The organism is Agrobacterium sp. NPDC089420 (assembly GCF_044900305.1).
In the GTDB taxonomy this organism is placed as follows: Bacteria; Pseudomonadota; Alphaproteobacteria; order Rhizobiales; family Rhizobiaceae; genus Agrobacterium.
On sequence record NZ_JBJDMY010000013.1, the window covers coordinates 75,742 to 100,741 of the forward strand.

General features: G+C 61.3%; 22 protein-coding genes. 6 read left to right on the forward strand and 16 right to left on the reverse strand.

Annotated features, from left to right (window positions below; all coding sequences use genetic code 11):
• Nucleotides 1–13 precede the first annotated feature (13 nt).
• Both ACI2KA_RS19210 and ampC read right to left on the reverse strand, forming a co-directional pair.
• Nucleotides 14–1,336: a solute carrier family 23 protein gene (locus ACI2KA_RS19210; protein WP_404504056.1), complete on the reverse strand. Its 1,323-nt coding sequence runs from the start codon at nt 1,334–1,336 to the stop codon at nt 14–16.
• A gap of 252 nt (nt 1,337–1,588) precedes the next feature.
• On the reverse strand, nt 1,589–2,746 hold the full coding sequence (gene ampC / locus ACI2KA_RS19215) for a class C beta-lactamase (protein WP_404504057.1): 1,158 nt from the start codon (nt 2,744–2,746) through the stop codon (nt 1,589–1,591).
• 132 nt (nt 2,747–2,878) lie between these two features.
• On the opposite strand from ampC, the gene gcvA reads away from it, so the two are divergent.
• Nucleotides 2,879–3,757 carry a transcriptional regulator GcvA gene (gene gcvA / locus ACI2KA_RS19220; protein WP_404504058.1) on the forward strand — a complete coding sequence of 293 codons (879 nt, stop codon included), beginning with the start codon at nt 2,879–2,881 and terminating at the stop codon, nt 3,755–3,757.
• Nucleotides 3,758–3,762: 5 nt separating this feature from the next.
• Here the strand turns inward: gcvA and chrA are convergent, their stop codons facing one another.
• The 5 genes from chrA to ACI2KA_RS19245 all read right to left on the reverse strand — a co-directional run bounded on the left by chrA (nt 3,763) and on the right by ACI2KA_RS19245 (nt 9,390).
• Nucleotides 3,763–4,971 (reverse strand): chromate efflux transporter, encoded by a 1,209-nt coding sequence (gene chrA / locus ACI2KA_RS19225; RefSeq protein WP_404504147.1) that lies wholly within the window; start codon nt 4,969–4,971, stop codon nt 3,763–3,765.
• Between the two features lie 188 nt (nt 4,972–5,159).
• Nucleotides 5,160–5,642, reverse strand: coding sequence for a hypothetical protein (locus ACI2KA_RS19230; RefSeq protein WP_404504059.1), 483 nt, complete (start codon nt 5,640–5,642; stop codon nt 5,160–5,162).
• Between the two features lie 158 nt (nt 5,643–5,800).
• Nucleotides 5,801–6,343, reverse strand: coding sequence for a hypothetical protein (locus ACI2KA_RS19235; RefSeq protein WP_404504060.1), 543 nt, complete (start codon nt 6,341–6,343; stop codon nt 5,801–5,803).
• Nucleotides 6,344–6,571: 228 nt separating this feature from the next.
• Nucleotides 6,572–8,440, reverse strand: a complete 1,869-nt coding sequence (locus ACI2KA_RS19240; protein ID WP_404504061.1) for a tyrosyl-tRNA deacylase — start codon at nt 8,438–8,440, stop codon at nt 6,572–6,574.
• Between the two features lie 50 nt (nt 8,441–8,490).
• Complete coding sequence (locus tag ACI2KA_RS19245; protein ID WP_404504062.1) at nt 8,491–9,390, reverse strand: hypothetical protein; 900 nt, start codon at nt 9,388–9,390, stop codon at nt 8,491–8,493.
• A 597-nt stretch (nt 9,391–9,987) separates the two neighbouring features.
• On the opposite strand from ACI2KA_RS19245, the gene ACI2KA_RS19250 reads away from it, so the two are divergent.
• On the forward strand, nt 9,988–10,866 hold the full coding sequence (locus ACI2KA_RS19250) for a hypothetical protein (protein ID WP_404504063.1): 879 nt from the start codon (nt 9,988–9,990) through the stop codon (nt 10,864–10,866).
• On the opposite strand, the gene ACI2KA_RS19255 is transcribed toward ACI2KA_RS19250, so the two are convergent.
• The 6 genes from ACI2KA_RS19255 to ACI2KA_RS19280 all read right to left on the reverse strand — a co-directional run bounded on the left by ACI2KA_RS19255 (nt 10,752) and on the right by ACI2KA_RS19280 (nt 17,109).
• The gene (locus tag ACI2KA_RS19255) at nt 10,752–11,561 is read right to left on the reverse strand and encodes an aspartate/glutamate racemase family protein (RefSeq protein WP_404504064.1); all 810 of its coding nucleotides are present in this window, start codon (nt 11,559–11,561) and stop codon (nt 10,752–10,754) included. The two genes, ACI2KA_RS19250 and ACI2KA_RS19255, sit on opposite strands and share 115 nt — an antisense overlap.
• 9 nt (nt 11,562–11,570) lie before the next feature.
• Nucleotides 11,571–12,389, reverse strand: coding sequence for an ABC transporter permease (locus ACI2KA_RS19260; protein WP_404504065.1), 819 nt, complete (start codon nt 12,387–12,389; stop codon nt 11,571–11,573).
• Between the two features lie 3 nt (nt 12,390–12,392).
• A complete protein-coding gene (locus ACI2KA_RS19265) occupies nt 12,393–13,304 on the reverse strand; it encodes an ABC transporter permease (RefSeq protein ID WP_404504066.1) in 912 nt (303 codons plus the stop codon).
• 230 nt (nt 13,305–13,534) lie between these two features.
• Nucleotides 13,535–14,827 (reverse strand): PotD/PotF family extracellular solute-binding protein, encoded by a 1,293-nt coding sequence (locus tag ACI2KA_RS19270; RefSeq protein WP_404504067.1) that lies wholly within the window; start codon nt 14,825–14,827, stop codon nt 13,535–13,537.
• Between the two features lie 28 nt (nt 14,828–14,855).
• On the reverse strand, nt 14,856–15,941 hold the full coding sequence (locus ACI2KA_RS19275) for an ABC transporter ATP-binding protein (protein ID WP_404504068.1): 1,086 nt from the start codon (nt 15,939–15,941) through the stop codon (nt 14,856–14,858).
• A gap of 187 nt (nt 15,942–16,128) precedes the next feature.
• Nucleotides 16,129–17,109, reverse strand: a complete 981-nt coding sequence (locus ACI2KA_RS19280) for a 3'-5' exonuclease (RefSeq protein WP_404504069.1) — start codon at nt 17,107–17,109, stop codon at nt 16,129–16,131.
• Between the two features lie 187 nt (nt 17,110–17,296).
• Here ACI2KA_RS19280 and ACI2KA_RS19285 point away from each other — a divergent pair, with 187 nt between their 5' ends.
• Nucleotides 17,297–18,199 (forward strand): hypothetical protein, encoded by a 903-nt coding sequence (locus ACI2KA_RS19285; RefSeq protein WP_404504070.1) that lies wholly within the window; start codon nt 17,297–17,299, stop codon nt 18,197–18,199.
• Between the two features lie 34 nt (nt 18,200–18,233).
• Here ACI2KA_RS19285 and ACI2KA_RS19290 read toward each other — a convergent pair whose 3' ends face one another.
• The 3 genes from ACI2KA_RS19290 to ACI2KA_RS19300 form a co-directional block, all read right to left on the reverse strand.
• Nucleotides 18,234–18,647, reverse strand: a complete 414-nt coding sequence (locus ACI2KA_RS19290; RefSeq protein WP_404504071.1) for a hypothetical protein — start codon at nt 18,645–18,647, stop codon at nt 18,234–18,236.
• A 130-nt stretch (nt 18,648–18,777) separates the two neighbouring features.
• Nucleotides 18,778–19,671, reverse strand: a complete 894-nt coding sequence (locus ACI2KA_RS19295) for a transglycosylase SLT domain-containing protein (RefSeq protein ID WP_404504072.1) — start codon at nt 19,669–19,671, stop codon at nt 18,778–18,780.
• Nucleotides 19,672–19,876: 205 nt separating this feature from the next.
• Entirely contained in the window at nt 19,877–21,658 is a 1,782-nt protein-coding gene (locus ACI2KA_RS19300; RefSeq protein WP_404504073.1) for a methyl-accepting chemotaxis protein, read from the reverse strand.
• 290 nt (nt 21,659–21,948) lie between these two features.
• Between ACI2KA_RS19300 and ACI2KA_RS19305 the strand changes: the two genes are divergently transcribed.
• The 3 genes from ACI2KA_RS19305 to ACI2KA_RS19315 all read left to right on the forward strand — a co-directional run bounded on the left by ACI2KA_RS19305 (nt 21,949) and on the right by ACI2KA_RS19315 (nt 24,999).
• The gene (locus tag ACI2KA_RS19305) at nt 21,949–22,422 is read left to right on the forward strand and encodes a VOC family protein (RefSeq protein ID WP_404504074.1); all 474 of its coding nucleotides are present in this window, start codon (nt 21,949–21,951) and stop codon (nt 22,420–22,422) included.
• Nucleotides 22,423–22,682: 260 nt separating this feature from the next.
• The gene (locus tag ACI2KA_RS19310) at nt 22,683–24,026 is read left to right on the forward strand and encodes an extracellular solute-binding protein (protein ID WP_404504075.1); all 1,344 of its coding nucleotides are present in this window, start codon (nt 22,683–22,685) and stop codon (nt 24,024–24,026) included.
• Nucleotides 24,027–24,108: 82 nt separating this feature from the next.
• Nucleotides 24,109–24,999, forward strand: coding sequence for a carbohydrate ABC transporter permease (locus ACI2KA_RS19315; RefSeq protein WP_404504148.1), 891 nt, complete (start codon nt 24,109–24,111; stop codon nt 24,997–24,999).
• The last annotated feature ends 1 nt before the right edge of the window (nt 25,000 follow it).

A 25,000-nucleotide genomic window follows, 5' to 3' on the forward strand; every position in this document is an offset into this window, starting at 1 on the left:
GGCGGGGCCGGGCTTATTTGCCCTCGCCCCTCCGGCCGATGCTGAGCAGATGGTAAAAGGCGATGGCGCCGATGGTCGCCGTGCCGATGCCATCCAGCGTGAAGCCCGCGACATTGAGCTTGAAGTTGCCGGCGCCCAGCACCAGCGCGATACCCACGGTGATGAGGTTGCGCGGCTCGGAAAAATCGACCTTGTTTTCCACCCAGATACGCCCGGCGGTGGCCGCGATGAGGCCGAAGACGACCACGGACAGGCCGCCGATCACGGGGCCGGGTATCGTCTGGATGAGCGCGCCGAATTTCGGCGAGAAGCCAAGGATGATGGCGACCAATGCCGCGACAATGAAGACAAGCGTCGAGAAAATGCGGGTTATCGCCATGACGCCCATGTTTTCGGCATAGGTCGTCATGCCGGTTCCGCCGAAGGCGCCGGAAAAGATGGTGGCGATGCCGTCGCCGATGAAGGCGCGTCCGAGATAAGGGTCGAGGTTCCGGCCGGTCATCGCGCCAATCGCCTTGATATGCCCGAGATTTTCAGCCACCAGAATGACGACGACGGGAGCGATCAGGGCAATCGCGGACGCGGAAAATACCGGCGTGGTGAAGGTCGGCAATCCGAACCAGGACGCGGCCGCAACGCCCGAAAAATCGACGGGCTTGCCAAGGCCGAAGCCGTTGGCCAGCAAAAGGTAGGCGAGATAGGCGACGGCACCGCCGATGAGGATCGGCAAACGGCGCGCCATGCCCGGCGCATAGACGGCAATCGCGCCAACGGAGGTCACCGTCAGGATCGCGATCCATCGCGACAGCTGGTCGCCGTCGGGATTGCCCGGGCCGGTGCCGGAGGCGCTGGCTATGGCGATGGGTGCGAGCACAAGACCGATTGCGGCAACGATCGCGCCGGTCAGAACCGGCGGCATCAGCCGTTCGATCCAGTTATGGCCGGCGACCATGACGACGACGCCGATCAAGGCATAAAGCACGCCAGCCGCAATGATGCCGCCGAGTGCCAGCGCAATATTCGGACTGGCGGCGCCCGCGGCCGCGCCGGTCGCCACCAGCACCGGTCCGATGAAGGCAAAGGAGGAGCCGAGATAGCTCGGCACCCGCCCGCCGACGGCAATGAAGAAGATCAGCGTCGAGATACCGGAAAACAGGATCGAGACATTCGGATCGAACCCCATGATCAATGGCGCAAGAACCGTGGACCCGAACATGGCCACGACGTGCTGCAGGCCGAGAACGGCGGTCTGCCCGGCGGGCAGCCGCTCATCCGGCATGATGCGTCCTTCGGTTTTCAGTCGCCAGCGCGGAAAATAACCACCCGTATCGCTCATCGTCGCCCCCCCACGAACCGGCCGGCGCGAACCTGACGGTCTTTCCCGTTGCAGATCGCAGCCGCACAAACAGATTTGCCTTTTTTGAGATGCGCCCGTCGCCCGAAATCGAATCGGTGGCCGGCACATCTTTTCTCCGGTAGCGCGATTGCCCGCCGCTGTCATCGGGGCGGGCGAAACCGAAACCGGTTTTGACCCGGAGGCAATCGGCGTCCGCGCCGCAACAGCAGCCACACGGACACCGAACGCAGGTCATTGCCTTGCGTCAAGCGCCGTCAAAATTTCGTAGGCGGCCAAAACGCGATCCTCGTTGGGATAGTTTTTATTGGCCAGAATGACGATTCCGACTTTTCGTTTCGGTATGAAGGCGACATAGGCGCCAAAACCATTGGTGGAACCGGTCTTGTTGATGAAGACATCCTGACGCGGCGGCATCGGCGGGGTGATTTCGCGGACCGGCACGGTTTTGAGCAAAGCGCCCGAATTCGCCTCGGTCAGCGTCTTCAGGTCGACCGGATCGGCATATTGCTCCCAGACCATATCCTGCGTCATGGCGCCGACGCCGAAATACCCCGTATGGGTATTGATGATCGCCTGGCGGATTTTGCCATCCAGCTTTTCCAGCCCCATATTGGCGTTGACGAAGCGGATCATGTCGGCCGCGGTCGACCGCACGCCATAGGCCTCCGACGAAAGAACCCCCGGCGTCACCCGGGCGGGCTCGCCGGTTCGCCTGTAGCCCTGCGCATAGTCGTCCATCCTGGCCCTCGGCACGGCAATGAAGGTGTTCTTCAACCCGAGCGCGGGAAACAGCGTGTCCCGCATGGCGCTGTCAAAGCCCCGGCCCATCGCCCTGGCGGTGACATAGCCCAGCATGCCGATGCTGGGATTGGCATAGGTTCTGTGCGTTCCGGCTTCATAAATGGGTTTCCAGGCCCTGAGATAGGCGAGAAGCTGTTTTTCCGTCGTGACGCTGTCCGGCAGCTGAAGCGGAAAACCGCCGGCGGTGTGGGTGCCGAGGTGCATCAGCGCGACCTCACCGAAAGGCGTGCCCTTCAACGACGCAAGATAATCTCCGACCTTGCCGGACAGGGACAGTTGGCCGTTCAGTTCGGCATAGGTGCTGAGAGTGACCGTGAACGTCTTGGAGATGGAGCCCAGTTCGAACAGCGTCTGCGGCGTGACCGGCCGGTCCGTGCTCCTGGACATGACGCCATAGGTAAAGACATGGCTTATCCCATCGACACTGATGCCGACGGCAAGTCCGGGAATGTCGTTTTTCTCCATGACGGGCTTGATCGCGGCATCGGCTATCGCTTTCAGCCTGGCATCGTCGGCGGCAAAGGCCTGCGTGAACAGGTTGACCGAGAGCAATGCCGCCAGTGCGACATGTCTGCGATTGGGTTTCATCTTTCGCGTTCTCCAAAACCTCAGGTGGATTTCCGGCGCTTGCGCCGCCCCAGCGAAAGACGTGTAGCCGCCCTACATTGCACGAACAAATCATGATATCTCGGAAGAGATGCAAGAAAATTTAGGTCATGTATGGTTCGGCAATTTCTTCCCCTGAACGGCCTCAGAGCCTTCGAGGCATCGGCCCGGCACCTGAGCTTTACCCGCGCCGCCATCGAACTGTGCGTCACGCAGGCGGCGGTGAGCCAGCAGGTGAAGGGACTGGAAAAACGGCTCGGCGTCCCGCTTTTCCAGCGGCTGCCGCGCGGTCTGAAAATTACCGCGGAAGGCGAAGCGCTCCTGCCGACGGTGACCAGCTCCTTCGACCAAATGGCGACCACGCTTGACCGGATCGAGGCCGGGCAGGTGCGCGAATTGCTGTTCCTCGGCGCCGTCGGCACCTTTGCCGTGGGCTGGCTGCTGCCGCGCCTGAGGGATTTTCAGCAGCGGCACCCCTTCATCGATGTGCGGGTTTCCACCAACAACAACCGGGTGGACATGGCCGCCGAAGGGCTGGATTTCGCCATTCGCTTCGGCCAGGGTTCGTGGCACGGCACCGATGCCTTCCGGCTTTTCGAAGCGCCGCTCTCGCCGCTCTGCACGCCGACACTGGCCGAGAGGCTGAAGACGCCCGCCGACCTGATGGAGACGACGTTGCTGCGCAGCTACAGGGCGGATGAATGGACCGCCTGGTTTGCGGCTGCCGGCGTGACGCCGGCGGCGCAGGTGAATGCCGGCATTGTTTTCGACACGTCGCTGGGCATGATGGAGGCCGCCCTGCAGGGGCTGGGTGTGGCGCTGGCCCCGCCATCGATGTTCCTGCGGCATCTCGCCTCCGGCGCCATCGTCCAGCCCTTTCCCGTCACCCTGTCTCTGGGAAGCTACTGGCTGACACGGCTGCAATCGAAACCGCCGACACCGGCCATGAACGCCTTTTCCGACTGGTTATTCGCCGAAATCGGCAGCGGATGAGGCGGCTATGAGAGGGCGAGCGACACGCCGCCGCCGGCGCAGAGAAGCACCACGGCCCATGGCGGCGCTTTCCAGACCGTCAACAGGACGAAACCGGCGAGCGCAAGGGTGAAATCCTTCGGTGTGAAGATGGCGCTTGTCCATACCGGATCATAAAGCGCCGCACCGAGAATACCGACCACGGCGGCATTGGCGCCGCGCATGGCGGCTTGAGCCGGAAGACGCCGACGAAACCCTTCCCAGAAGGGAAGCGCGCCGACGAGCAGCAGCATGCCCGGCAGAAAGATCGCAACCAGGGCGATGGCCGCGCCGGCAACGCCGTTCGGCTGCGGCCCGGCCACGGCGCCGAGATAGGCGGCGAAGGTGAAAAGCGGACCCGGCACGGCCTGTGTCGCGCCATATCCTGCAATGAAGGCGTCTTGCGTGACCCAGCCGGTGGCAACGACCTCCGATTGCAGCAAGGGCAGCACCACGTGCCCACCCCCGAACACCAGCGCGCCGGCCCGGTAGAAAGCGTCAAACAGCGAGAGGCCTTGCTGGCCGGCGCCCGCCGCCACGAGCGGCAGGAAGCCGAGGAGCAGCGCAAAGGCGGCGAGCGCCGCATATCCCACGCGTTTCGGCAGCCGGAATGCCAGGGGAACGGACGGACCGGCGGCCTTTGCACGGCAGAAGACGAGGCCGGCGAGCGCGCCTGCGGCAAGCGCCAGCATCTGCCCGAAGGCACCGGCGACGAACACGACGCAGACAATGCCGGCGAGCGCGATGCCGGCACGCTCACGATCCGGCGCAAGGCTTTTCGCCATGCCCCAGACAGCCTGCGCCACCACGGCGACGGCGACGATCTTCAGCCCGTGCAAGAGACCGGCGCCCACCGGCCCCGCGATGGCGGCGGAAACCGTGGCGAAGAAAAACAGCAGGATGGCAGAAGGCAATGTAAAGGCCGTCCAGGCGGCCAGGGCGCCGAGCGGCCCCGCCCGCAGCAAGCCGAGCGCAAAACCCACCTGGCTGGAGGCCGGGCCGGGAAGGAACTGGCACAGGGCCACGAGATCGGCATAACCCGCCTCATCGATCCATTTGCGCCGCACCACCAGCTCATCGCGAAAATAACCGAGATGGGCGATGGGACCACCAAAGGAGGTCACCCCGAGCTTCAGGAAAGCGACGAAAACTTCACCGGGCGTGCCCGGTCGATGCTTCTCCGCTTGGCTGTGCATTGCCTGTACTGACGACTTCACGCAAGAACTCCCGCCCGGCGCGCAACGGCTGTTCGCCACACGATCCCGGACCCGAAAACGACGTCGGTATCAGACACTATTACGACAGGGATATGAAGGGGCCGGTCGCAACGACGCCGGAAAGCCATGATGGCCTCCCGGCGTCTTCGGCAATTGTTAGAAGGGCCTTATCGCTCCGTCGGCAATAATGCGGTGAAATGCGATATCCGGCCGTTTCCGTCGGTGCCGCCGGAAAAGCCGGTGGCGCCCCAGATGATGTGGTGCCTGTTGCTCTGCCTGTGAATGGTCACCGCGGCCGCGATCGGCGTCGGCGACCGCCATGAGAAGTTGCTGTTCGCCCCCGGCTCGAGATGGCTGAGGGATTCGAGCTGGGCATCGTCGAGAAACATGACCGTGCTCATGTCGGTCTCATAAAGGTTGCCCCATCGCGCCTGCGCCACCGCATTGGCCGCGTCGATGAAGAGATTGCTCTGTCCCACGGGATCGGCCAGCGCCGCAAGGCGCCAGGCGGCGAAGATATTGGTGATCTCCCCGATATTGAGGCCGAGGCTCGAGAGGAACTCGATGGTCTGCGCATTGCCGAATGTATTGTAGCCCGCTTCGCCGAAGGGGCGGACATGCTTGACGATGAAACTGCTGAGAATGGGCATGTGTATCTCCTTTTGGACATGGTTCACCTGCTCCCGGCGTTAGACATGCGGGATCGGCAGGCTTTGGTTGAAGGCTGACTGGGTGCCGGAACGCATCCGGCGATCGATGGGACCACCGCTATTTCCGCAGGGGCGCAGCGGCTGGTCGGCGCACCGGCTTAACCGAAGACGACGGCGGTATGCGCGGGCGTCCTCAGGAATTCCTGCAGGCCGATACGCGTTCTCGTTCCGCCCTGCCCGGCTGGCCATGGATCGAGAACATGAAGTTCGAGATCCTTGCCATTTTCGGTGTAACCATAAACGAGGTAATAATGGATATGCGTGCCGATCACGAAGACGCGGTCGTGGTCGATCTCGCGCCGGACGATGTCGGCTGTCAGCGCATCGACGAACCGGCCGCCGGTCGTCGCGTGGTCGAAGGCGTTCCATTGGCTGAAAACCAGCTTGACGATATTGCTGTCGGGATTGGCGCCGTCCTGCTCGTCGATCTCGGCGGATTGATCGAGAACCTGCGCCAGCTCCCAGCGCTCCTGCACCTGCGGATCAACGGTCGCAAGTGCGGCGGTGTTGCGCCTTGCAATCGCATATTGCGTGGCCGCGCCAAGCCCGTAATAGGCGCGCACCATCTGTTCGACCGCGGCGAAGCACCAGGAGGGCGTCTCCTGGGCGATCAATGCGGGAGGGTTGTGGACAGTCGGCATGGTCTTCTCCTTCGTAAATGACGCGATCCGGCTTGCACGTCGATGGCGGCCGGAAGCCCGTCGTTGATGTTGATCGGATGAAATCGACGTTCGGTGGCGGCGGCCGTCCTGCCGGCATCCGCGCCGGCAGGACATTGCCCATGATCTCAAGCCAAAGGGGACGATTGCGGCTGGGACCATGGTCCGCTTCCTGTCTGGCCGGGACAGGAGCGGCAGTCTTCTGCGGGATCAGGCGCTCTTGTTCAGATCCTCGCGATAGGCATGCAACGATGCGATCTTCTCATCGGCGGCGGCCTCGCGTTCGGCGACGATGGCGGAGAGTTTCTGCGAGGCCTCCGTCATGTAGTTCGTCAGTTCGGTGCCGGTGAGATATTTGCCCTGCAGCTTGTTGAGCTTGGACCATCCCTCCGAGAAGCTGCGGTTGAACCTGTCGCTGACCGTGATCACCGCGTACCATTGCGCGGTCTGCCTGACGAAAAACTCGTCGACGGAGCGAATGAGCTGGGCGAAGCGGTTCTTTCGGATGACGTCGAGTTCGGCGACGCTTTCGATCGCCTTGATCTGATGCTGGGCGTCATCGGCAACGGCCTGCATGAAATCGGCGAAACTCTTGAAGAAGAAGGCGATTTCCTCAATGATCTCCTTCATGCGTTTGAGCGCCGTGATGCTGACGTTGAGCGACTGGATCGCGAGCTTGATCTTGTCGTCCTCGGCCTGCTTTCCCTTCAGCAAAGCATTGATTTTCACGAGTTCGGCAGCCTGGGTACGGCGTTCCTTCTCATAGGCCTCCGCCTTGTCGATCATCTGCATCTGGATTTCGCGCAGGCTCGCCGCCTGCTGCTGCTGCTCGTCGGAAAGCTTGCCCAACCCCTTGTCCAGGGCGTCGAGAGAAGCCTGCAGGCTGGAAATCAGGGTCTGCTGACCAGCGATCTTTTCTTCCTGCGTTTTCAGTTCGCCCGCGCGCGCGCTCAGGCGTTTATCGAGTTCGGCAAGCTCGACCGCCTTGCTCGATTTCGGATCGGCCCCCTCGGCGTCTTTCGCCAGCGCCGATCTGGTGTCCTCCAGCGACTTGATATCCGTCTTCAGGGCGTCCCGTTTTTCCTCGCTTTTGCGAAGTTCGGCCTTCTGCTCGGAAATCTTGCTCTGCGTCGCGGCCGAATCCGTCTTGCCGCCGCCGGTTGCCGGTGTGCGGGAGCCGCCGCCCTGCCCCTGGCCGTCGGCATCCTGCCCGCCCTTGGACTGTCCCGAAAGCGCGCCGCCGACCGATGACGCCAGCATCGAGGCCGGACCGCCCGCCACCATGGCGATGGCGGGAATGGCGCTTGAAATCATCTGCGCGCCGACCCGCACGATCGACATGATGAAGGAGCGCTCTTCCGCGGTATTGGCCCGCTTTTCATATTCGCGGGCTTTCTTCTCGAATTCCGCGACCTGCACCTTCAGATCGTTCACCAGCGATTCAAGCTGCTCGCGCCGGGCATCGGCCTCGCGGATCTCGCGTTCCATCACCGCCTTGTCTTCGAGACGCTTGCTCAGGACCATTTCGCTCGCATCGGTGATCTGCGCCGTTTCCCGGATGATGGCGTCATAGGTGGACGCGACGACGAGAAGGTCGTCGCGGACGGCCAGCGCCTTGTCCCGGATATTCTTGGCAAGCTTTATCAGGTCGTTGGAAACGAAGCTCTTGATATCGGCCTGATCATTGTCCTCCTTCACGTCCAGCCAGTCGGCAAAGAGATCGTCGATTGAAATACGGATGCGGCTCGCCACGTCCATCGCGTCTTTCATGGTCCTCTGGCTTTTCTGCTGCGCCGTTATCAGCTTGTCCATGATGGCGCTGATGCGGCCGCGGATCTTGCCTTCTTCCTGCGGCGTGGTGTTATAGGCGATGTAAAGCAGGTCGATCGCATTGTCGGTATCGCGCTTGGCGCGCTCGACGTCGTATGTTCCCTGGATCTTGTCGACATAGGACCGGACGAGCGCCGTATCCGATTTGGGAAGGCTGAATTTCGGCTGGGAAACGATCGCCTCGACATCGGCGTCGATTTCCTTGTTGAGCTGGGCTTCACGGCTGTCAAAAGTCACGACATTGTTCATTTTCAAACTCCTGTTGATGGGTGGTTAGGCAAAATCACGGGATCGATCGTTCACGATCCGCATCGCTGCTTCGCTTCGTCCGGCAGTCCGGCTTCGGTGGAAGAAATGAAATGCGGCACGTCCTTGCTCAGGCCGTCGATTTCGGCGGACAGCCGCTCGACCTGGCGGATTTTCGCGTCGTCGGGATTGACTTCACTTGCTTCCTTGAGGGCGCCGGTGAAAGCGCCGACCTGGACGTTGAAGTCCTGAACCTTGACGTTGATGGTGGAAATCGCCGCCTTGAGCCTGGTGATCTGCTCTTCGAGCTGTTTGACGGCCTTCTGGTTTTCGCCATGGCTCTGTTGCGCGGCGGCAAGCTGGCGGCGGTTGTTTTCAAGCTGGCCGCGAACGTCGGCAAGGGCCTTTTCAGCATTTTCCAGCCGCGGCCGCGCCGCGTTATATTCCCGCGCGGCATCGTTCATCCAACCCAGGCTTTTGACGACCGCCTCACCGGCCGGGCAAATGCCGGGCAGGAAGAAGAGAACCTGGCTGCAGGTCCTTACCCGGTCGGCCTGCTCGGCCCTTTCTCGCTGGGCCTTTTCGAAAATGGCCCGGCGCGTTGCGACATTGGCGCTTTCGGACTGAACCAGCTCTTCAAAACCCTTCACGCTGGTTTCGGACTGGACCACCTGCCGTTCCAGCTCGATCTGCAGATACATGGCCTGTCCCAGCGCCCGCTCGCGGTCGGCGCTGAGTTGCTGCTGCGCCGTCAGATGTTCCATCAGGCACGCGGATCGGCGGCCGAGAACATCCCGGCTCGCTTCCGCCTGTTCGAGCCTGGACTGGAAGGCCGCCACCTGTTCGGTGGTGAGCGCGGCCGCATTGGCAAGGGGCGTCTGGCCCATTGAGGTTATGTCGAATTGCGTTGCGATGACCGTAAGGCCGGCAAAAAGAACATGGCGAAGTTGCATTGATTCAACCTCCTTTGGAGAATTGGGGTGGATAAAAAGGCAATACGAAGCCGCTGGCCGCCCGGCATTACTGCCGACCGCACCAAAAACCCGGTAGAACATGCTGATCTCGGATAGTCGCGGATGTACCCTGCGCATCGTCGCCAACGCCGGGGAAAACAACCCTTAAAGATTGCACCACCGGATTATCGCGCGAAGACAAGACACCCGAAGTCGTAGAAAATTATGCAATAAAAACAGGCGATAACATTATCGTTAGCGCCGCCCTCGCAAAAGGTGCCGCAGGAACACATATTTTATGTGCGCTCTTTAACACTCAATTTATGAGAGTATTTTTTAATACCCCTGGAGAGGTCGGCGGGGGAGTGCAACAAATTGCACGCATCTTCCAAATCGGAACTTGTCGACTGCCATCAGCGTCCCTGACGGCCGCGGCCGACTATCAATGCCCGCATATTGGACTTCGCCATAAAGTAGCGAAGAACAGAAACTCATGGGAGAAAGGTATCCGGAAAAGCAGGCGCCCAGGGTTCAAAACAGCTTCCGAAGAGGGATTTTGTTCGGCCTCGACCGGACATGTTTCGGGAGAGACTGAGCTTGCTTGCAAACCGGATCTTGCGGGATGACGCCTTTGACGATGCCGTCATGCATCTTTGTGCCCATATACCGGCCATCTTCAAGCGGGAAAGGCGTCTTGTCCGCGCATTCGGCGACTTTGGCGCCTTCGCCGCCGTGATGTGCGCCGCCGGGCTTGGAGCGTCCCATGGCATGCCCTTCACACTGGCGGCGGTTCAGGCGGTCGTCGTACCGCCCGGCTGGATATCCAGCCGCCGGATACGGGCGTTGATCGACTGGCTGGAACTGGAAAACGCCGCGCAGCGCCACCCGCCACGCGGCGACAATCGCGAGCGGCCGTGGTCGCTGGATGGCTGGCTGCCTGTGGCGATCGAGGCACTCGCCAGGACCTATCTCACGGCGGCCTCCCCGTGGGAAACCGCCCCGGCAGCGGACAGGCCCCAAGACACTGTTATCGAAACGGGCATGCTGATCGACGGCGTGAGCTGGTTCCTGCGGCATGCCCGGGAATTGCCACCGCCATCCGACGAAATGCGGATGTTCCTGGGACATGCGCCCGGTTTTCCGCTGTTATTGGATCTGCTGCTGGCCGCCGGAACGGATGCCCGCGACACGGCGGGCTGCGAATTTTCCCGCAAGGCGGCCGCGCGCGCCTATGGGACCAGCCGTGCACATGTCACGGCCCTCCTGGCGAGAGCCGAGCGCGCGCATATCCTGAGAAGAAACGGCTCGCGGATCACTCTGAACGGTCTGGCATGGCAGAATCTGCGGCACGATCTGGCCTATCAGCTGGCATTCGTCGCCTTGTGGGCAGAGATCGTCAGAACGTCACGATCTCCACCGCCGCCAGATGCGCCGGAAAGCCTGTCCGGCCGGAACGCCTCCAGCAACCCGGAATAGGGCTTGGCGAGCGGCGTGGCATAGGCGCCGCGCTTGGCGGTGGAGAGCCCCATGGACACCAGTGATTCCGCCTGTTTGACGGCCGCGGCGACACCGTCCACCACCGGCACGCCGAATTCGCTGCGCAACTCGGCGGCAAGGTCCGCCATGCCGGCGCAACCGAGCACGATCGCTTCCGCCCGATCCTCCTTCAGGGCCAGCGAAATCTCCTCCCGCAGCCTTTCCCGGGCATTCGAGCCGGGATCTTCGAGCGACAGGACCGGAATATCGGCGGCGCGAACATTGCAGCGGCACGACATGCCGTAACGCTGGACGAGATGTTCGAGCGGCAGCCGCGACCGTTCCATCGTCGTGACGATGGTGAATTTCTGCGCGATGAAGGCCGTGGCGGATACGGCCGCCTCGCAGATGCCGATAACCGGAATATCGGCGAGCGCGCGGGCCGCATCGAGCCCGGTATCGTCGAAACAGGCGATGACGGCCGCCTTCGCACCGATTGCTGGCGCCCTGGCGACTTCGAGCAGCAGGCCGGGCACGGCGAAAACCTCGTCGTAATATCCTTCGATGGAGACCGGCCCCATCGAGGATGTGACGGCGAGAATCTCCGTATCGCGGCCGGCCGCCCGCGTTGCGGCATCGGCGATGGTCGCGGTCATGGATTGCGTTGTATTCGGATTGATGACGAGGATGCGCATTTTAAGTTTCTATCGGCGTGAGTGGCGGCGGTTCAGGGTCACGATCAGACCGAGCGTGGCCGCGATCACCAGGAAGGAGAACAGGGTTGTAACAGCACCGAGCGCATAAAGCACCGGCGTCGTGACATTGGTGGTCATGCCATAGATTTCGAGCGGCAGGGTGTTGTAGGTACCGGCGGTCATCAGGGTGCGGGCGAACTCGTCATAGGACAGCGTGAAGCCGAACAGGCCGACGCCGATCAGGCTCGGCGCGATCATCGGCAGCACCACATGGGCGAAGGTCTGCCAGGAGGATGCGCCCAGATCGCGCGCCGCCTCTTCATAGGACGGCGAAAAGCGGTTGAAGACCGCGAACATGATGAGCACACCAAAGGGCAGCGTCCAGGTCAGATGCGCGCCAAAGGCCGATGTATACCAGGACGGCTCCAGCCCGAGCTGCTGGAACAGAACGCCGATACCGAGCGAAATAATGATGGACGGCACCACGAGGCTGGCCACAGACAGATAAAAAAGGGGCGTCGCACCGATAAATTTCCGGCGGAAGGCAAGCCCCGCCAGCAGCGAGACGATGACGGTGACGGCCATGACCATCAGCCCGAGAGCGAAGGAACGGCGGAACGAGCCGCCGAAATCGCCCACCGCCTGCTGCTCGAACAGATTGCCGAACCAGTGCAGCGAAACGCCGTTCAGCGGGAAGGTCAGGCCGCCATTCGGCCCCTGAAAGGCAAGGATGAGGATGGCCGACAGCGGGCCGTAAAGAAACAGCACGAAGACGGCGAAAAAGAAGGCGAGAACATAAAATTCACGGCCGCGTTTTTCCGGGTGCATGGACTATAGCTCCTTGCGGATATCGACGATGCGCAGGATGCCCGCCACCATCAGAAGAACGAGGATGAGCAGGATGACGGCATTGGCGGCGGCGGCCGGATATTGCAGCAGCGACATCTGGTTCTTCATCATCAGCGCCACCGATGCGCTCTGGCCGCCTGACATGACCTGAACCGTGGAGAAATCGGCCATCACCAGCGTCACCACGAAGATGGTGCCGATGGCCATGCCGGGCTTGGCGAGCGGAATGATGACGTTGCTCAGCGTCTGCCAGCCCGTCGCGCCGGCGTCACGGGCCGCCTCGATCAGCGATTTGTCGATGCGCATCAGCGTGTTGAAGATCGGCGTGACCATGAACAGCGTATAAAGATGCACCATGGCCAGAACCACGGCGAAATCGGAATAAAGCAGCCATTCGACCGGCTCGGCAATGATGCCGGAGCCGACCAGCGCGCTGTTGACCAGACCGTTTCGCCCGAGGACGGGAATCCAGGAAATCATGCGGATGATGTTCGAGGTCAGGAAGGGCACCGTGCAGACGAGGAACAGCACCATCTGCATGGTGGTGGTACGAATGTGGAAGGCGAGAAAATAGGCGACCCAGAAACCGCAGAACAGCGTGATGGCCCAGACCATGGCGGCATATTTCAAGGTGTTGAGATAGGTCTGCCAGGTGACCCACGAACCTAACGTCTCGCTGTAGTTAAACGTCACGAAATCGGGATACATCTGGGCGAAATCGTAGTCCCAGAAGCTGACGACGGCGATCATCAGGATCGGTAGCAGCAGGAAGAAACCGAGGATCAGCAAAAGCGGTGCGGCCTGCACATAGGAGACGAGTTTTAGCGGCAGCGCGAAGCTGCGGCGCGGCCTGTCCTTTTTGTCGCTGACGCCGATAAGTCTGACCGTCACCATGGTTGTGCCTTTCGCTGGATTTGCAGAAGCCCGGCGGCAAGGGCCGCCGGATAGCGTGTTGACAGGTCTTCCACACTCTCCACGTCATCCTCGGGCTTAACCCGAGGATCCGGGGCCGCACCCGGTTGTGGATCCTAGGGTCAAGCCCGAGGATGACGGAGACAGGTTTCGGTACCTGTGTCAGGCGCCTGACCGGCGGCCCTCGCCGCCGGCGTCGTCCTTGAAAAGCACTAAGCCGCGATGAACTCGTTCCAGCGGCGGACCATATAGCGGTCTTCGTCCATCACCGAGTTCCAGCATGCGACCTTGCCCATGCGCTCCTCGAAGGAGCCGCCGTCGCGCACCGCGCCGGCCTTTTCCATGACCTTGCCGTCCGGCGCGATGATATCGCCCTCAGCCGGCTTGCCTTCGACCCAGTAGCCCCATTCGTCGGCGGTCATGTGCTCCTTGGCCGTTTCCATGGCGGCGGAATAATAGCCCTGACGGTTGAGGTAAGCCCCGACCCAGCCGGAGGTATACCAGTTGATATAGTCGTAGGCCGCATCGAGTTTCGCGCCCGAGAGGTGCTTGGCAAGACCGAGACCGCCGCCCCAGGAGCGATAGCCTTCCTTCAGCGGCTGGTATTTGCAGGCGATGCCCTTCGAGCGGACCGCGGCGACGGCGGGCGACCACATGGACTGGATGATGACCTCGCCCGACGCCATGAGGTTGACGCTTTCATCGAAGCTCTTCCAGAAGGCGCGGAACTGGCCGTCCTTCTTGGCCTTGATGAGGAAATCGATGGTCTTGTCGATCTCCTCCTTGGTCATGTTGCCCTTGTCGGCATATTTGATGTTGCCCATGGCCTCCATGATCATCGCCGCATCCATGATGCCGATGGAGGGGATGTTGAGGATCGAGGTCTTGCCCTTGAACTTGGGGTCCATGATATCGGCCCAGCTGGTGATGTCGCGGCCGACGAGATCGGGGCGGATGCCGAGCGTATCGGCATTGTAGATGGTTGGAACCATGGTGAAATAGTCGGTCTCACCCTTGGCGAAGGTCTTGTCGCCGGGCTTTTCGACGAACCCGACCGTGTGCGGCGCGGTGCCCTGCGCCACGACGCTGTCCGGCTTCAGCTTGCCGTTTTTGAACAGCGGCACGATCTTGTCGTAATATTTCAGCTTCTTGATTTCCATCGGCTGGATGACGCCGGCGGGATAGACCTTCTTCAGGATCCAGTATTCGATATCGGCGATGTCGTAGGAATTCGGCTGGGTAACGGCGCGCTGGGCGGCGGCATCCGAATCGGTCGCCGTCATCTCGAGCGTGATGCCGAGATCGGCCTTGCACTTTTCGGCAATTGCATTGAGGTTCGACACGCCGGTGCCGAACTGGCGGATGGTGATCGGGTTCTGCGCCCAGATGGTCGGGAAACCGGTGATGAGGCCGGAGCCGATCGCCGCACCCGTGGCGGCGGCGCCCGCCTTTAGAAGACCGCGGCGGGACAGGCCTTTTTTGCCGTTTGTTTTGTCGGTGGTCATTTCAAAGTTCTCCTCTGGTTATTCTGGGTTACTTCTCTACCCGGCCGAGCACGATGGCATCGGCCGCATTCCATGAAAGCGGTATGGCGTCGCCGGTCCTGACCGGGTTTTCGAAGAAGGCGGCATCGCTGAGGATGACGTTGAAGTCCTCGATGCCCGCGCCGGTCACGGCGATCTTCACGCTCGCACCGCGATATTCGACATTCGAGACGATGCCGGTGAAGCCGAGGCCCGGCTGCTCCGCCTCGCCGACGCGCACCCGGTCGGTGCGCACGGCGATGTCGACCGCGCCGTCATCCGGGGCGGCACCGCTTGCCGTGAACGTGCCGCCGCCCGCGACTTCAAGCGTGACGAGATCGCCCGATTTTTCCCGGTAACGGCCGGAAATGACGTTGTGGTCCCCCATGAAGCGGGCGACGAAGGCTGTCGCCGGGCGCTCGAACACCTCGCGCGGGGTGGCCGCCTGTTCGATGCGGCCGTCATTCATGACGACGATGATATCGGCCAGCGCCATCGCCTCTTCCTGGCTGTGGGTGACGTGAACGAAGGTGATGCCGAGCGCGGTCTGCAGCTTCTTCAGCTCGGCGCGCATGCGGATCTTCAGGAACGGGTCGAGCGCCGAGAGCGGCTCGTCCAGCAACAGCGCCTCGGGATCGGTGATCAGCGCGCGCGCCAGCGCCACGCGCTGCTGCTGGCCGCCGGAAAGCTGGGCCGGACGCCGGCCGGCATAGGGCTCCAGCTGCATCAGCCGCAGCATGTCGAGCGCCTTGGCCCGGCGCGTCTCCTTGTCCGTTCCCTTCATCTTGAGGCTGAAGGCGACATTGTCGACGAGATCGAGATGCGGAAACAGCGCATAGGACTGGAACATCATCGCCGTGCCGCGCCGGGCGGGAGGCAGATCGGTGACCACCGTATTGCCGAGCCGGACATCACCGCTTGAAATGCTTTCATGCCCGGCGATCATGCGCAATGTCGAGGTCTTGCCGCAGCCGGACGGGCCGAGCAGGCAACAATAGCTGCCAGCCGGTATCTTGAGGCTGATCGCATGCACGGCGGTGGTGTTGCCGTAAACCTTGGATACGGAAGCGATGTCGATTGCTGCGGCTTTGCTCATAAACACTCTCCTGCGACAACCTTGTCATGCAGGAGGCGTGCCAATCGGCTTTGCCATTGATGCGAAAGGAGATTTTTCGCCTTGCCGGCAATCTCGAAACGGCTCTGCTCAAATTTACAGCGATTGTTTTCGATTCATTGCAGAAATCGTATGCAATCTGAACGCAGCAGCGAAACCGCCGTGCGCCTCAACCGGCCCTGAATCTGTCGAAAGCCGTGAGGCGCCGGATCGTGGGATCGGCATCCCATCGGTAAATCTCGGTCCTGAGGAAATGCAGTTCCTCCTCGAGCTTTTCTTCGGGCAGTTCCACCCACCAGGATTTCGGCCGGCCATCGGATCCGTCCGACCAGCGGTAGCCCCGCTTCTTCAGGTGATCCTTCATGTCAAAAGGGCTGTTTTCCGCGTAAATGCGGATCCGTGCCCGCAGGCTTGCCTGATAAAGCTCCATGAAGGGTGTGTCGGTTTGGCCAGGCCTCGTCCGTTCCAGCACCTCCAGCAGGGCGAAGCAATCATCGACGGCGCGGTGTCCCTCGTGGAAATAGCCGGATTGCCCGATCAGATAACCAAGCTTGTTCCCCTCGAAACCCCGCGCCCGCCAATCGATCTCGGAAACGGAACAGGCCCAGGCCTTGTCGTGAAAAAGGGGCGAGAAAACCTCGCAGAACGGGCGGTCGAAGCCGGCATTATGGGCGATTATCAAATCGGCCCCGGCGACCAGCGACGTCAGCCGGGCCATGTCGATCGTCTGGCCGGCGACCATGTCGTCGGTAATCCCCGTCAGGCGCGTGATCTCGTCGGGAATGGCGATGCCCGGCTGCCGCAGCCCGCCATATATGCCGGTGACGTCGCCGATCGCGCCCTGATCGTCGAATGTGAAGGCAATGACGCCGATCTCTATGATCTCGTCGGTGCGGTGGTTCAGGCCAGTCGTTTCCGTGTCGAGGATAATGCCGCGGCGGGGAAATTCCGGCCGCGGCCGCTCCACCACCTGGCGCGGCTGCAGCTTGCGCAGGACACGATAATTTCCGGTAGCCTCGAGATATCCGGCAAGCGCCTCGTCGTCCCCCGCGGCCTTTTGCGCCGCCTCGCCACCGCCCGCCTTTCGCGCTCTTTCGGCCTTTGGAAGCCGCGCCGCCGCGGAAGCGAAAAAATCCAACTGGGAGGTCATTACATGCCTGTCCGTCATATCCGGAGATCAAGATTAAGTACTCCAACATATGCGCAGAGGCTCACGGTAACAACAGCGGCCGCTCTCATCCACAGAAACGGCACATTTCACGGGGTACAGTTAGGGGTTGCGACCTCAATTTAGGATGGTAAAAAAATACCGTTCCGTGTTTCAGGAGAGAAGAAGAATGCCGCTTCCATCGCCTTCCAACCCGAAAACGCTTGCCGACCAGAGCCGGTTGAAGCTGTTTCCGCTGCAAAGCGGCCCGCATTTCGCCAATGTGGACCTCGCCACCGGCGCCAGCGGCATTATTTTCACCGGCTATACGCGTGATGCGAGCGCCGATAATGACCTGTTTTCCTGCTGCGGCAGCTACACCCTGCGCAACTCGGTCCATGCCGCCATTGCCGGTACGACCAGCGACAATTGCACGATCTTTGCCCTCAAGAGCATCATCAACCAGCGCCCCTGCCTCGCCGTCGGAGGATTCGACGCCGATGGCAAGCCGGTGCCATTATCGCAGACGGAGTTCCAGCAGGTCACCAGGCCGCTGTTCCAGTTCGCGGACAAGGTTTCACCGATCCTCGGCAGCGAGCCGGCGCCCGGCATTCAGATACGCAGCGGCGACGCCTCCTATAATTATCAGGTCGATGCCCGCAGCGGCCGCTTCCGTTTCACCTATAAGGACAGCATGAGCGGCGGGCGTTTCGGACCTTCGGCCGACGGCAATTTCTCCCTCGAGCATGATGGCCACCGGCTGGCCAGAATAAGCGCCGGCGGCAGCTATACACATTCAGATAATTCGATTGCCGGATCGGCCTATCGCGATATCGATTCCCGTGGCTTCGAAACAAGCGTGCGCAGCGGACAGGCTTCCGCCCTGTTCGGCAGAACCTACACGGACAACGCCATCACGCGCAAAATCGGCATCGGTTACGGCGACACCACCTTACGCCGCGAGGACACGCCCGGAGGCCCGATCAAGGAAACCCTTGGACACAGGCTGGAGAAAGCCACGATTGAAATATCCCGCACCCGCGACCGGGCGAAGGGCACGGAATATATGCTGACGATCAAGATGGAGCTCTGAGGCGCTCCGCCGTCGCGGCGGCTATAAGCTTTGCTCAGGACGCCGAACGGTCAAGAACGGCTTCGCAACTGGCGGGGCTGCCGATGATCTCGCTTGTCCTGATGATGGAGGCAGAATCCGCGGTGATCTTGATGATGCAGTCGCGGCGATGTTCCTTGATCTTCATGCCCTCGGTTTCCGTCATGCGGCTCTGTCCGTCCACCGTCCTGTATTCGCGCCGGTTGCTGAGGCCGGCATAGGTCTCGACATCGACCTTCAGCCAGTAGGATTCGGTCTCACCCCTGTCGATAATGACCTTGTTGGGCCGGCCAAGCCTGGCAATCGCGGCGTCGCGCGGCTGTCCCACAAAACCGGCGACAGCGCGGGAAGCCTCCCCCTGCCCGGTGCTGGCGCATGCGCTGACGACAGCCAGCGCCCCCGCCAGACAGCCGCTTTCAAGCCATCTCATCTCCGCTTCTTCCTCTCGTGCAATAGTGCCGAATGCATGGACGCAATCTAGGATCGATGGTTTCGCACCGGAAGGAGGGCGTGACGGAAATGCCGATCAACTTGTTATGATCGATGGAGGACGGGCATTGTCACCTGTTGCGAAACACGGTGCAGGGAACACCGGCCTGCCGGATCTCGCCGCAGAGCCGGTTGGCTTCACCGCGCGTCTCCCGGCCGATACGGGCGGCAAAACGCGGGCGCGAGCCGAAATTGCCTCCCCTTTGCCGCACGATCAGTGCCCTCTCGGCATTGAGCGGTTCCGACAATTGGCCCACCGCACGAATAAACAGCCGGTTCGCCACCGCCGGATTATAATGTGCCGCAAGCTGCACGCCCCAGGGCGCCCAGTCGGCCGAGGACAGGAGAACGGGATCGTTGATGGTGCGGGTGTCGGCCAGGCGCATGCAGGCCTCCATGAAGCTGCGGCTGTCATCCAGCGCCGGAGCAGCCTTCTCCGGCGGATTGTCCTTCCAGCTCTCAACGGGATATCCGGTGATCGCAAACACGTAATCGCGGGTTTCCATCGGCAGGCGTCCCGTGGCGATGAACGTCCGCAGTCCCGCCTCGCCGGCATTATAGGCCGCCGCCGCAAGGCCGAAATTGCCGAACCGCATGTTCAGCTCGGCCAGATAACGGGAAGAAGCTTCCAGGGCGGCGACGATGTTGAAACTGTCTTCGAGGCCACGCATCCTTGCCGTTCCGGGCATGAACTGTGCAATGCCCTCCGCGCCCTTCGGGCTGATCGCATCGGGCCGGAACAGGCTTTCCCGCCAGATGAGCCGGGCGAAATAATCCGGCGGAACGGCATGCCGGCGGGCCAGAACCTCCATGGCATGGCACAGATCGCTGTTGTAGCTGCCGGCGTGGATGCATAAATCCGGAGCGATGTCATGGGCATAAGCGCAGGCTGCGGTCGCTTCGGCGGGCTCCTCGGCCCTCGCCGCTCCCGAACCCACAGCCAGCACACAAAGGACAAGAGCCATCCCGCCCGTCGATATCATTCCTGCCAAGCGATCATCCCCGCAAATCCCATGCGCGATGCCGCGATTATCCGCCAATCGGCAGGATATGCCCAGACCCGGAAAGCCGTTTCAACGGAATTTCGGCCGGGACTTTTCCTAAAAACCGCGCCTCCCCCATTCCTGCCATTGCCGCAGGAATGGGAAATAAGCAGGAATGGCAGACGTCTTAGAAGTCCTGCCATTCCTCATGGCTGACGGCCGCCGCGGCAGAACCGCGCATGGCCGGCGGACGCGGCGCCGTACGGCGAGGCGCGACCGCGACAGGCTGGTGATCGAAGCCACCGCGGGCGGCTGCGGATCGCGGCGTGTCGTCGAAGCTGAATTGCCCCAGAAGTTCGAACAGGGCCGCCGCTTCCCGGGCAAGGCTGTGGCTGGCGGCAGTCTGCTCCTCCACCATTGCGGCATTCTGCTGCGTTCCCTGATCGACGGTATTGACCGCCTGATTGATCTCCGCAAGCGCCGTGGACTGTTCGCGTGCGGCATCGACGATCGCCACGACATTCGAGTTGATGTCCCTGACCTGCGCCGCAATCTCCTGCAGCGCCGATCCCGCCCTGGTGACCAGGCCGACGCCGTTTTCCACCTGCGCGCCCGAGGCGTTGATCAGGCTCTTGATTTCCTTGGCCGCCGTTGCAGAGCGCTGTGCGAGTTCGCGAACCTCCTGCGCAACCACGGCAAAACCCTTGCCCGCCTCGCCCGCACGGGCGGCTTCCACGCCGGCATTCAGCGCCAGAAGATTGGTCTGGAAGGCAATTTCGTCGATCACCCCGATGATGTTGGAAATTTCGCGCGATGATTTCTCGATCTGATCCATGGCGCCGATCGCATCGCGCACCACCTGGCCCGAATGTTCGGCATGGTCACGGGCGCGGGCGACAATCTCGCCCGCCTCTTCCGCGCGGCGGCTGGAATCGTTGACGGCGGTGGTGATTTCCTCCAGCGCGGCTGCCGTCTGCTCGATCGAGGCGGCCTGCTGCTCCGTGCGCCTGGCGAGATCATCGGCGGCCGAGCGTATCTCGTTCGATCCGGAAGAAATCGCACCGGCATTTTCCGATACCAGCGTCATGGCTCCCTTGAGCTTTTCCGAAGCCGCGTTGAAGTCCGTCCGCAACCTTTCGAGCGACGGGATGAAGGGCTTGTCGATGCTCTGCGACAGATCGCCTTCGGCAAGATCGGTCAGGCATTGCGCAAGTTTTTCGACATTCTCGACCCGGCCGGTCACGTCCGTGGCGAATTTGACGACCTTGAACACCTTGCCGTTCAGATCGAAGATCGGATTATAGGAGGCCTGAATGAAGACCCTGCGGCCGCCCTTGCCAAGCCGCATGAACTCATCCGCAACGAGATCGCCGCCGGCGAGCCTTTCCCAGAACTGCTTGTATTGCATGGAGCGCGTATAGGCCGGTTCGCAGAACATCGAATGATGCCTGCCCTGCACCTCCGCCAGCGAATAACCCAGCGCCGCCAGAAAATTCTCGTTGGCCGTCAGGACCTCGCCGTTCGGAGAAAATTCGATGATGGCCTGCGCCCGCGACAGGGCGTCGATCTTGCCGGCGTCTTCCGCCGCCTTCAGCTTGCGCCCGGTGATGTCGGTGGCGATCTTGATGACCTTTACCGGCCTGCCGCGGCGAAACACCGGATTATAGGAGGCTTCTATCCAGACTTCCCTGCCGCCCTTGCCGATGCGCTTATATTGCTGCTGATCAAACTGACCGGACGCAAGTTTTGCCCAGAAGGCCTTGTAATCCTGCGACGACACGACGGCAGGCTCGACGAACATGCTGTGATGCCGGCCGACGATTTCCGCAAGCTCGTAACCGAGCGCTCGACAGAAATTCTCGTTGGCGGTGAGGATTTTCCCCTCGAGGTCAAACTCTATGATGGCTTGGGATTTGGAAAGCGCGGCAAGAACCGCAAAAGCATTGGCACCACGATCAAGAAAACTCACGCGCTATCCTCCGACGGCAGAAAAAATGATTTTCGGCGAAAATCATTCCTGAATATTATTATTGCCTTATTAAATAATATTTAAGGATGGACTTGACGTTCGTCACACGCCACTTGCGTTGCTGTGCCAGGATATCGCCTGTCACTTTCCGTCCACGACAGGCAGCGCCGGAACGTTCCCGGCCCGGCTGCATTTTATGCTGAATGGGGAGCCGGCAAGCGCGCGGCACCTTTCATCGCCGCCTCGCAGGCAAGGCGGCAACAGCGATACAATTTGGGAGGAATACGCACATGCAAAAGAATACGATCTGTATCTGGTACGACAAGGACGCCGAGGCCGCCGCCAGATTTTACGCCGAGACCTTTCCCGACAGCGCCGTGACCGCCGTTCACCACGCGCCGGGCGACTATCCCTCCGGCAAGAAGGGCGATGTGCTGACGGTGCAGTTCACCGTTGCCGGCGTCTCCTGCATCGGCCTCAATGGCGGACCGGCCTTCAGGCAGAGCGAGGCTTTCTCGTTCCAGATATCGACCGAAGACCAGGAAGAAACCGACCGCTACTGGAACGCCATCGTCGGCAATGGCGGCGAGGAAAGCGCCTGCGGCTGGTGCAAGGACAAATGGGGCGTGTCCTGGCAGATCACCCCGCGGGTGCTGATGGATGCCATGGCCGCCGGCGGCGCGGAGGCCAAGCGCGCCTTCGACGCGATGATGGACATGAAGAAAATCGATGTCGCCGCCATCGAGGCCGCACGTCGCGGTTGACAGGATCCGCTTATTCAGCAGCAGGTAGCGGAGCGGGACAAAAACCGTAAGAGATTGAAAATCATGAAAAAATAAATCCTCTTCGGTTTTATCGCACTTTTGTCGCCGCGCAGAACCGCTTGCGCGGCCAGTCATCATAAAACGTTCAACAAAATGTAAGCCATCCGTCAAAGACGGCTGTTAGCAGAGCCCGTGGCTTCGTGCTGGGGATATGACGTCCCTGCCGATCAGGCCATCATTCCATCAACGGGGCTCAACTCATGAAATCTTCCGCTCTGACCTCTTTCGTGGCCGGCGTCGCCATCGCCGCTGCCTTCGGCGCCACGGCCGCCCACGCAGAAAAGACCAAGTTCGAATTCTGGTACGGCCTTTCCGGCGACCTCGGCGACCGCGTGCAGGACACCTGCAAGAAGTTCAATGAATCGCAGGCCGAATTCGAGATCGTCTGCACCTCGCAGAACGATTACGAAACGACGCTGCAGAACACCATTGCCGCCTACCGCGCCAAGAAGCAGCCCGCTATCACCCAGATCTACGACGCCGGCACGCTGGACATGATGTTGTCCAAGGCTTTCGTGCCCGCCAAGAAGCTGATGGCCGACAACGGCTACAAGATCGACTGGAACAACTATTTCCCCGGCATCGCCAATTATTACGCCACCGCCGCCGGTGAGCTGAACTCCTTCCCCTATAATTCCTCCACCGCGGTTTTCTATTACAATGTCGACGCTTTCGAAAAAGCCGGCATCGCCTTCAAGCCCGATACATGGGAACAGGTCGAGGAAGCCGCGAGGAAGCTGAAGACGGCCGGTTTCGAATGCCCGCTGGCCTTCAATTTCGACACCTGGATGCTGATGGAGCAGTTCTCCGCCATCCACAATCAGCCGATCGCCACCAAGGGCAACGGTTATCAGGGCCTCGACGCCGAGCTTGCGATCAACAAGACGAAATTCGTCGACCACGTGAAATTCTTCAAGAAGATGCAGGACGAGAAGCTCTTCGTCGTCAAGACCAAGCAGCTCGGCATGGATATCCTGCCCGCCTTCACCTCGCAGACCTGCCAGATGTTCATGTCCTCGATCGCCGGCCATGGCACCGTCGGCAAGACCATGCCGGAAGGCGTGAAGTGGGACGTTGCGATGCTGCCGGTCTGGAAGGGCACCGAGCGTCATAATTCGCTGGTCGGCGGCGCTTCGCTCTGGGTTCTGGCCGGTCGTCCGGACGCCGAATACAAGGGCGCTGCCGCATTCCTGAACTTCATCGCCCAGCCCGACATGGTGGAGTGGTGGTCGACGGTTACCGGTTACATCCCCGTCACCAAGACCGGCTTCGACGCCATGAAGGCCAACGGTTTTTACGACAAGGCGCCCTATAAGGGCCGTGAAAAGGCAATCGAAAGCCTGACCTTCACGCCGCCTTCCGAATATACTCGCGGCATCCGCCTTGGCGGTTTCACGCAGATCCGCAAGGAAGTCGCCACCTCGCTCGAGGCCATCTTCATGCAGAACGCCGATGTTCAGGCCGAACTCGACAAGGCCGTCGAGCGCGCCAATGTCGGCCTGCGCCGCTTCGAAAAGACCTATGAAGGCGCCAAGCTGAACTAAGCGCCGCCCGACATCGAAGGGCCTGCCCGCAGACAATATGCGGGCAGGCCCTGCCCATCTCTCCAGCATTGCCGGTTCTTTCATGGAAAAGCGCGCCGTTTTCAAAAGCACGTGGTTACCCGTGCTGTTCGCCCTGCCGCAGCTTCTGCTGATCTTTCTGTTCTTCTATTGGCCCGTGGCGGCGGTCATCAACTGGGCCTTCACGCTCGAACCGCCCTTCGGCGGCGCCGCGGAATTTGTCGGCCTCGCCAATTTCGAAGAAACCTTCCTCGATCCGCTCTATTGGCAATCGGTGCTGGTCAGCATGGTGTTTGCCGTTGCCGGCCCCTTCTTCACCATCCTCATCGGCCTGGTACTGGCGCTGTGCGTCGATCGCGCGCTTCCCGGCTCCGGTTTCTTCCGGGTGCTCTATATTCTGCCCTATGCCATTGCCGGCCCGGCCGCGGGCATGGCCTTCCGCTTCATCCTGTCGCCGGAGCGCGGCCTTGCCGCCTCCCTAAACGGCTGGTGGCCGGATATATGGAACCCGGCGAAATATGGCGAGCACGCGCTGATCCTCGTCATCGTCATCTTCATCTGGAAATGGGCGGGGTACACCTTCATCTTCCTGTTCGCCGGCCTGCAATCCGTGCCGCGCGCGCTGACGGAGGCCGCCGCCATGGACGGTTCCGGTCCCATTCGCCGCGCACTTGACATTCAGGTGCCGCTGCTCGCCCCCACCCTGTTCTTCCTGACCGTCATCATGATGACCGAAGGCTTCGTCGGCGCCGATACGTTCGGCATCGTCGCCACCACCACCGAAGGCGGCCCCAACCGCGCTACCGAGGTGATGGTCTACCGTATCGTCAGCGAAGCCTTCGAGGGGCTGAACTATTCCGGCGCCTCGGCACAGAGCCTCGTGCTCATCGGCCTCATCATGGTTTTCACCTTCATCCAGTTCCGCTTCGTCGAGCGGCAGGTCCATTACAAGTGAG

Coding starts and splice junctions, on each gene's coding strand:
- ACI2KA_RS19305 (WP_404504074.1), top strand. CDS start 21,949: ATGCAAAAGAATACGATCTGTATCTGGTACGACAAGGACGCCGAGGCC.
- ampC (WP_404504057.1), bottom strand. CDS start 2,746: ATGAAACCCAATCGCAGACATGTCGCACTGGCGGCATTGCTCTCGGTC.
- ACI2KA_RS19270 (WP_404504067.1), bottom strand. CDS start 14,827: ATGACCACCGACAAAACAAACGGCAAAAAAGGCCTGTCCCGCCGCGGT.
- ACI2KA_RS19295 (WP_404504072.1), bottom strand. CDS start 19,671: ATGGCTCTTGTCCTTTGTGTGCTGGCTGTGGGTTCGGGAGCGGCGAGG.
- ACI2KA_RS19265 (WP_404504066.1), bottom strand. CDS start 13,304: ATGGTGACGGTCAGACTTATCGGCGTCAGCGACAAAAAGGACAGGCCG.
- ACI2KA_RS19255 (WP_404504064.1), bottom strand. CDS start 11,561: ATGCGCATCCTCGTCATCAATCCGAATACAACGCAATCCATGACCGCG.
- ACI2KA_RS19240 (WP_404504061.1), bottom strand. CDS start 8,440: ATGAACAATGTCGTGACTTTTGACAGCCGTGAAGCCCAGCTCAACAAG.
- ACI2KA_RS19290 (WP_404504071.1), bottom strand. CDS start 18,647: ATGAGATGGCTTGAAAGCGGCTGTCTGGCGGGGGCGCTGGCTGTCGTC.
- gcvA (WP_404504058.1), top strand. CDS start 2,879: ATGGTTCGGCAATTTCTTCCCCTGAACGGCCTCAGAGCCTTCGAGGCA.
- ACI2KA_RS19230 (WP_404504059.1), bottom strand. CDS start 5,642: ATGCCCATTCTCAGCAGTTTCATCGTCAAGCATGTCCGCCCCTTCGGC.
- ACI2KA_RS19235 (WP_404504060.1), bottom strand. CDS start 6,343: ATGCCGACTGTCCACAACCCTCCCGCATTGATCGCCCAGGAGACGCCC.
- ACI2KA_RS19285 (WP_404504070.1), top strand. CDS start 17,297: ATGCCGCTTCCATCGCCTTCCAACCCGAAAACGCTTGCCGACCAGAGC.
- ACI2KA_RS19260 (WP_404504065.1), bottom strand. CDS start 12,389: ATGCACCCGGAAAAACGCGGCCGTGAATTTTATGTTCTCGCCTTCTTT.
- ACI2KA_RS19310 (WP_404504075.1), top strand. CDS start 22,683: ATGAAATCTTCCGCTCTGACCTCTTTCGTGGCCGGCGTCGCCATCGCC.
- ACI2KA_RS19280 (WP_404504069.1), bottom strand. CDS start 17,109: ATGACCTCCCAGTTGGATTTTTTCGCTTCCGCGGCGGCGCGGCTTCCA.
- ACI2KA_RS19315 (WP_404504148.1), top strand. CDS start 24,109: ATGGAAAAGCGCGCCGTTTTCAAAAGCACGTGGTTACCCGTGCTGTTC.
- chrA (WP_404504147.1), bottom strand. CDS start 4,971: ATGCACAGCCAAGCGGAGAAGCATCGACCGGGCACGCCCGGTGAAGTT.
- ACI2KA_RS19275 (WP_404504068.1), bottom strand. CDS start 15,941: ATGAGCAAAGCCGCAGCAATCGACATCGCTTCCGTATCCAAGGTTTAC.
- ACI2KA_RS19245 (WP_404504062.1), bottom strand. CDS start 9,390: ATGCAACTTCGCCATGTTCTTTTTGCCGGCCTTACGGTCATCGCAACG.
- ACI2KA_RS19210 (WP_404504056.1), bottom strand. CDS start 1,336: ATGAGCGATACGGGTGGTTATTTTCCGCGCTGGCGACTGAAAACCGAA.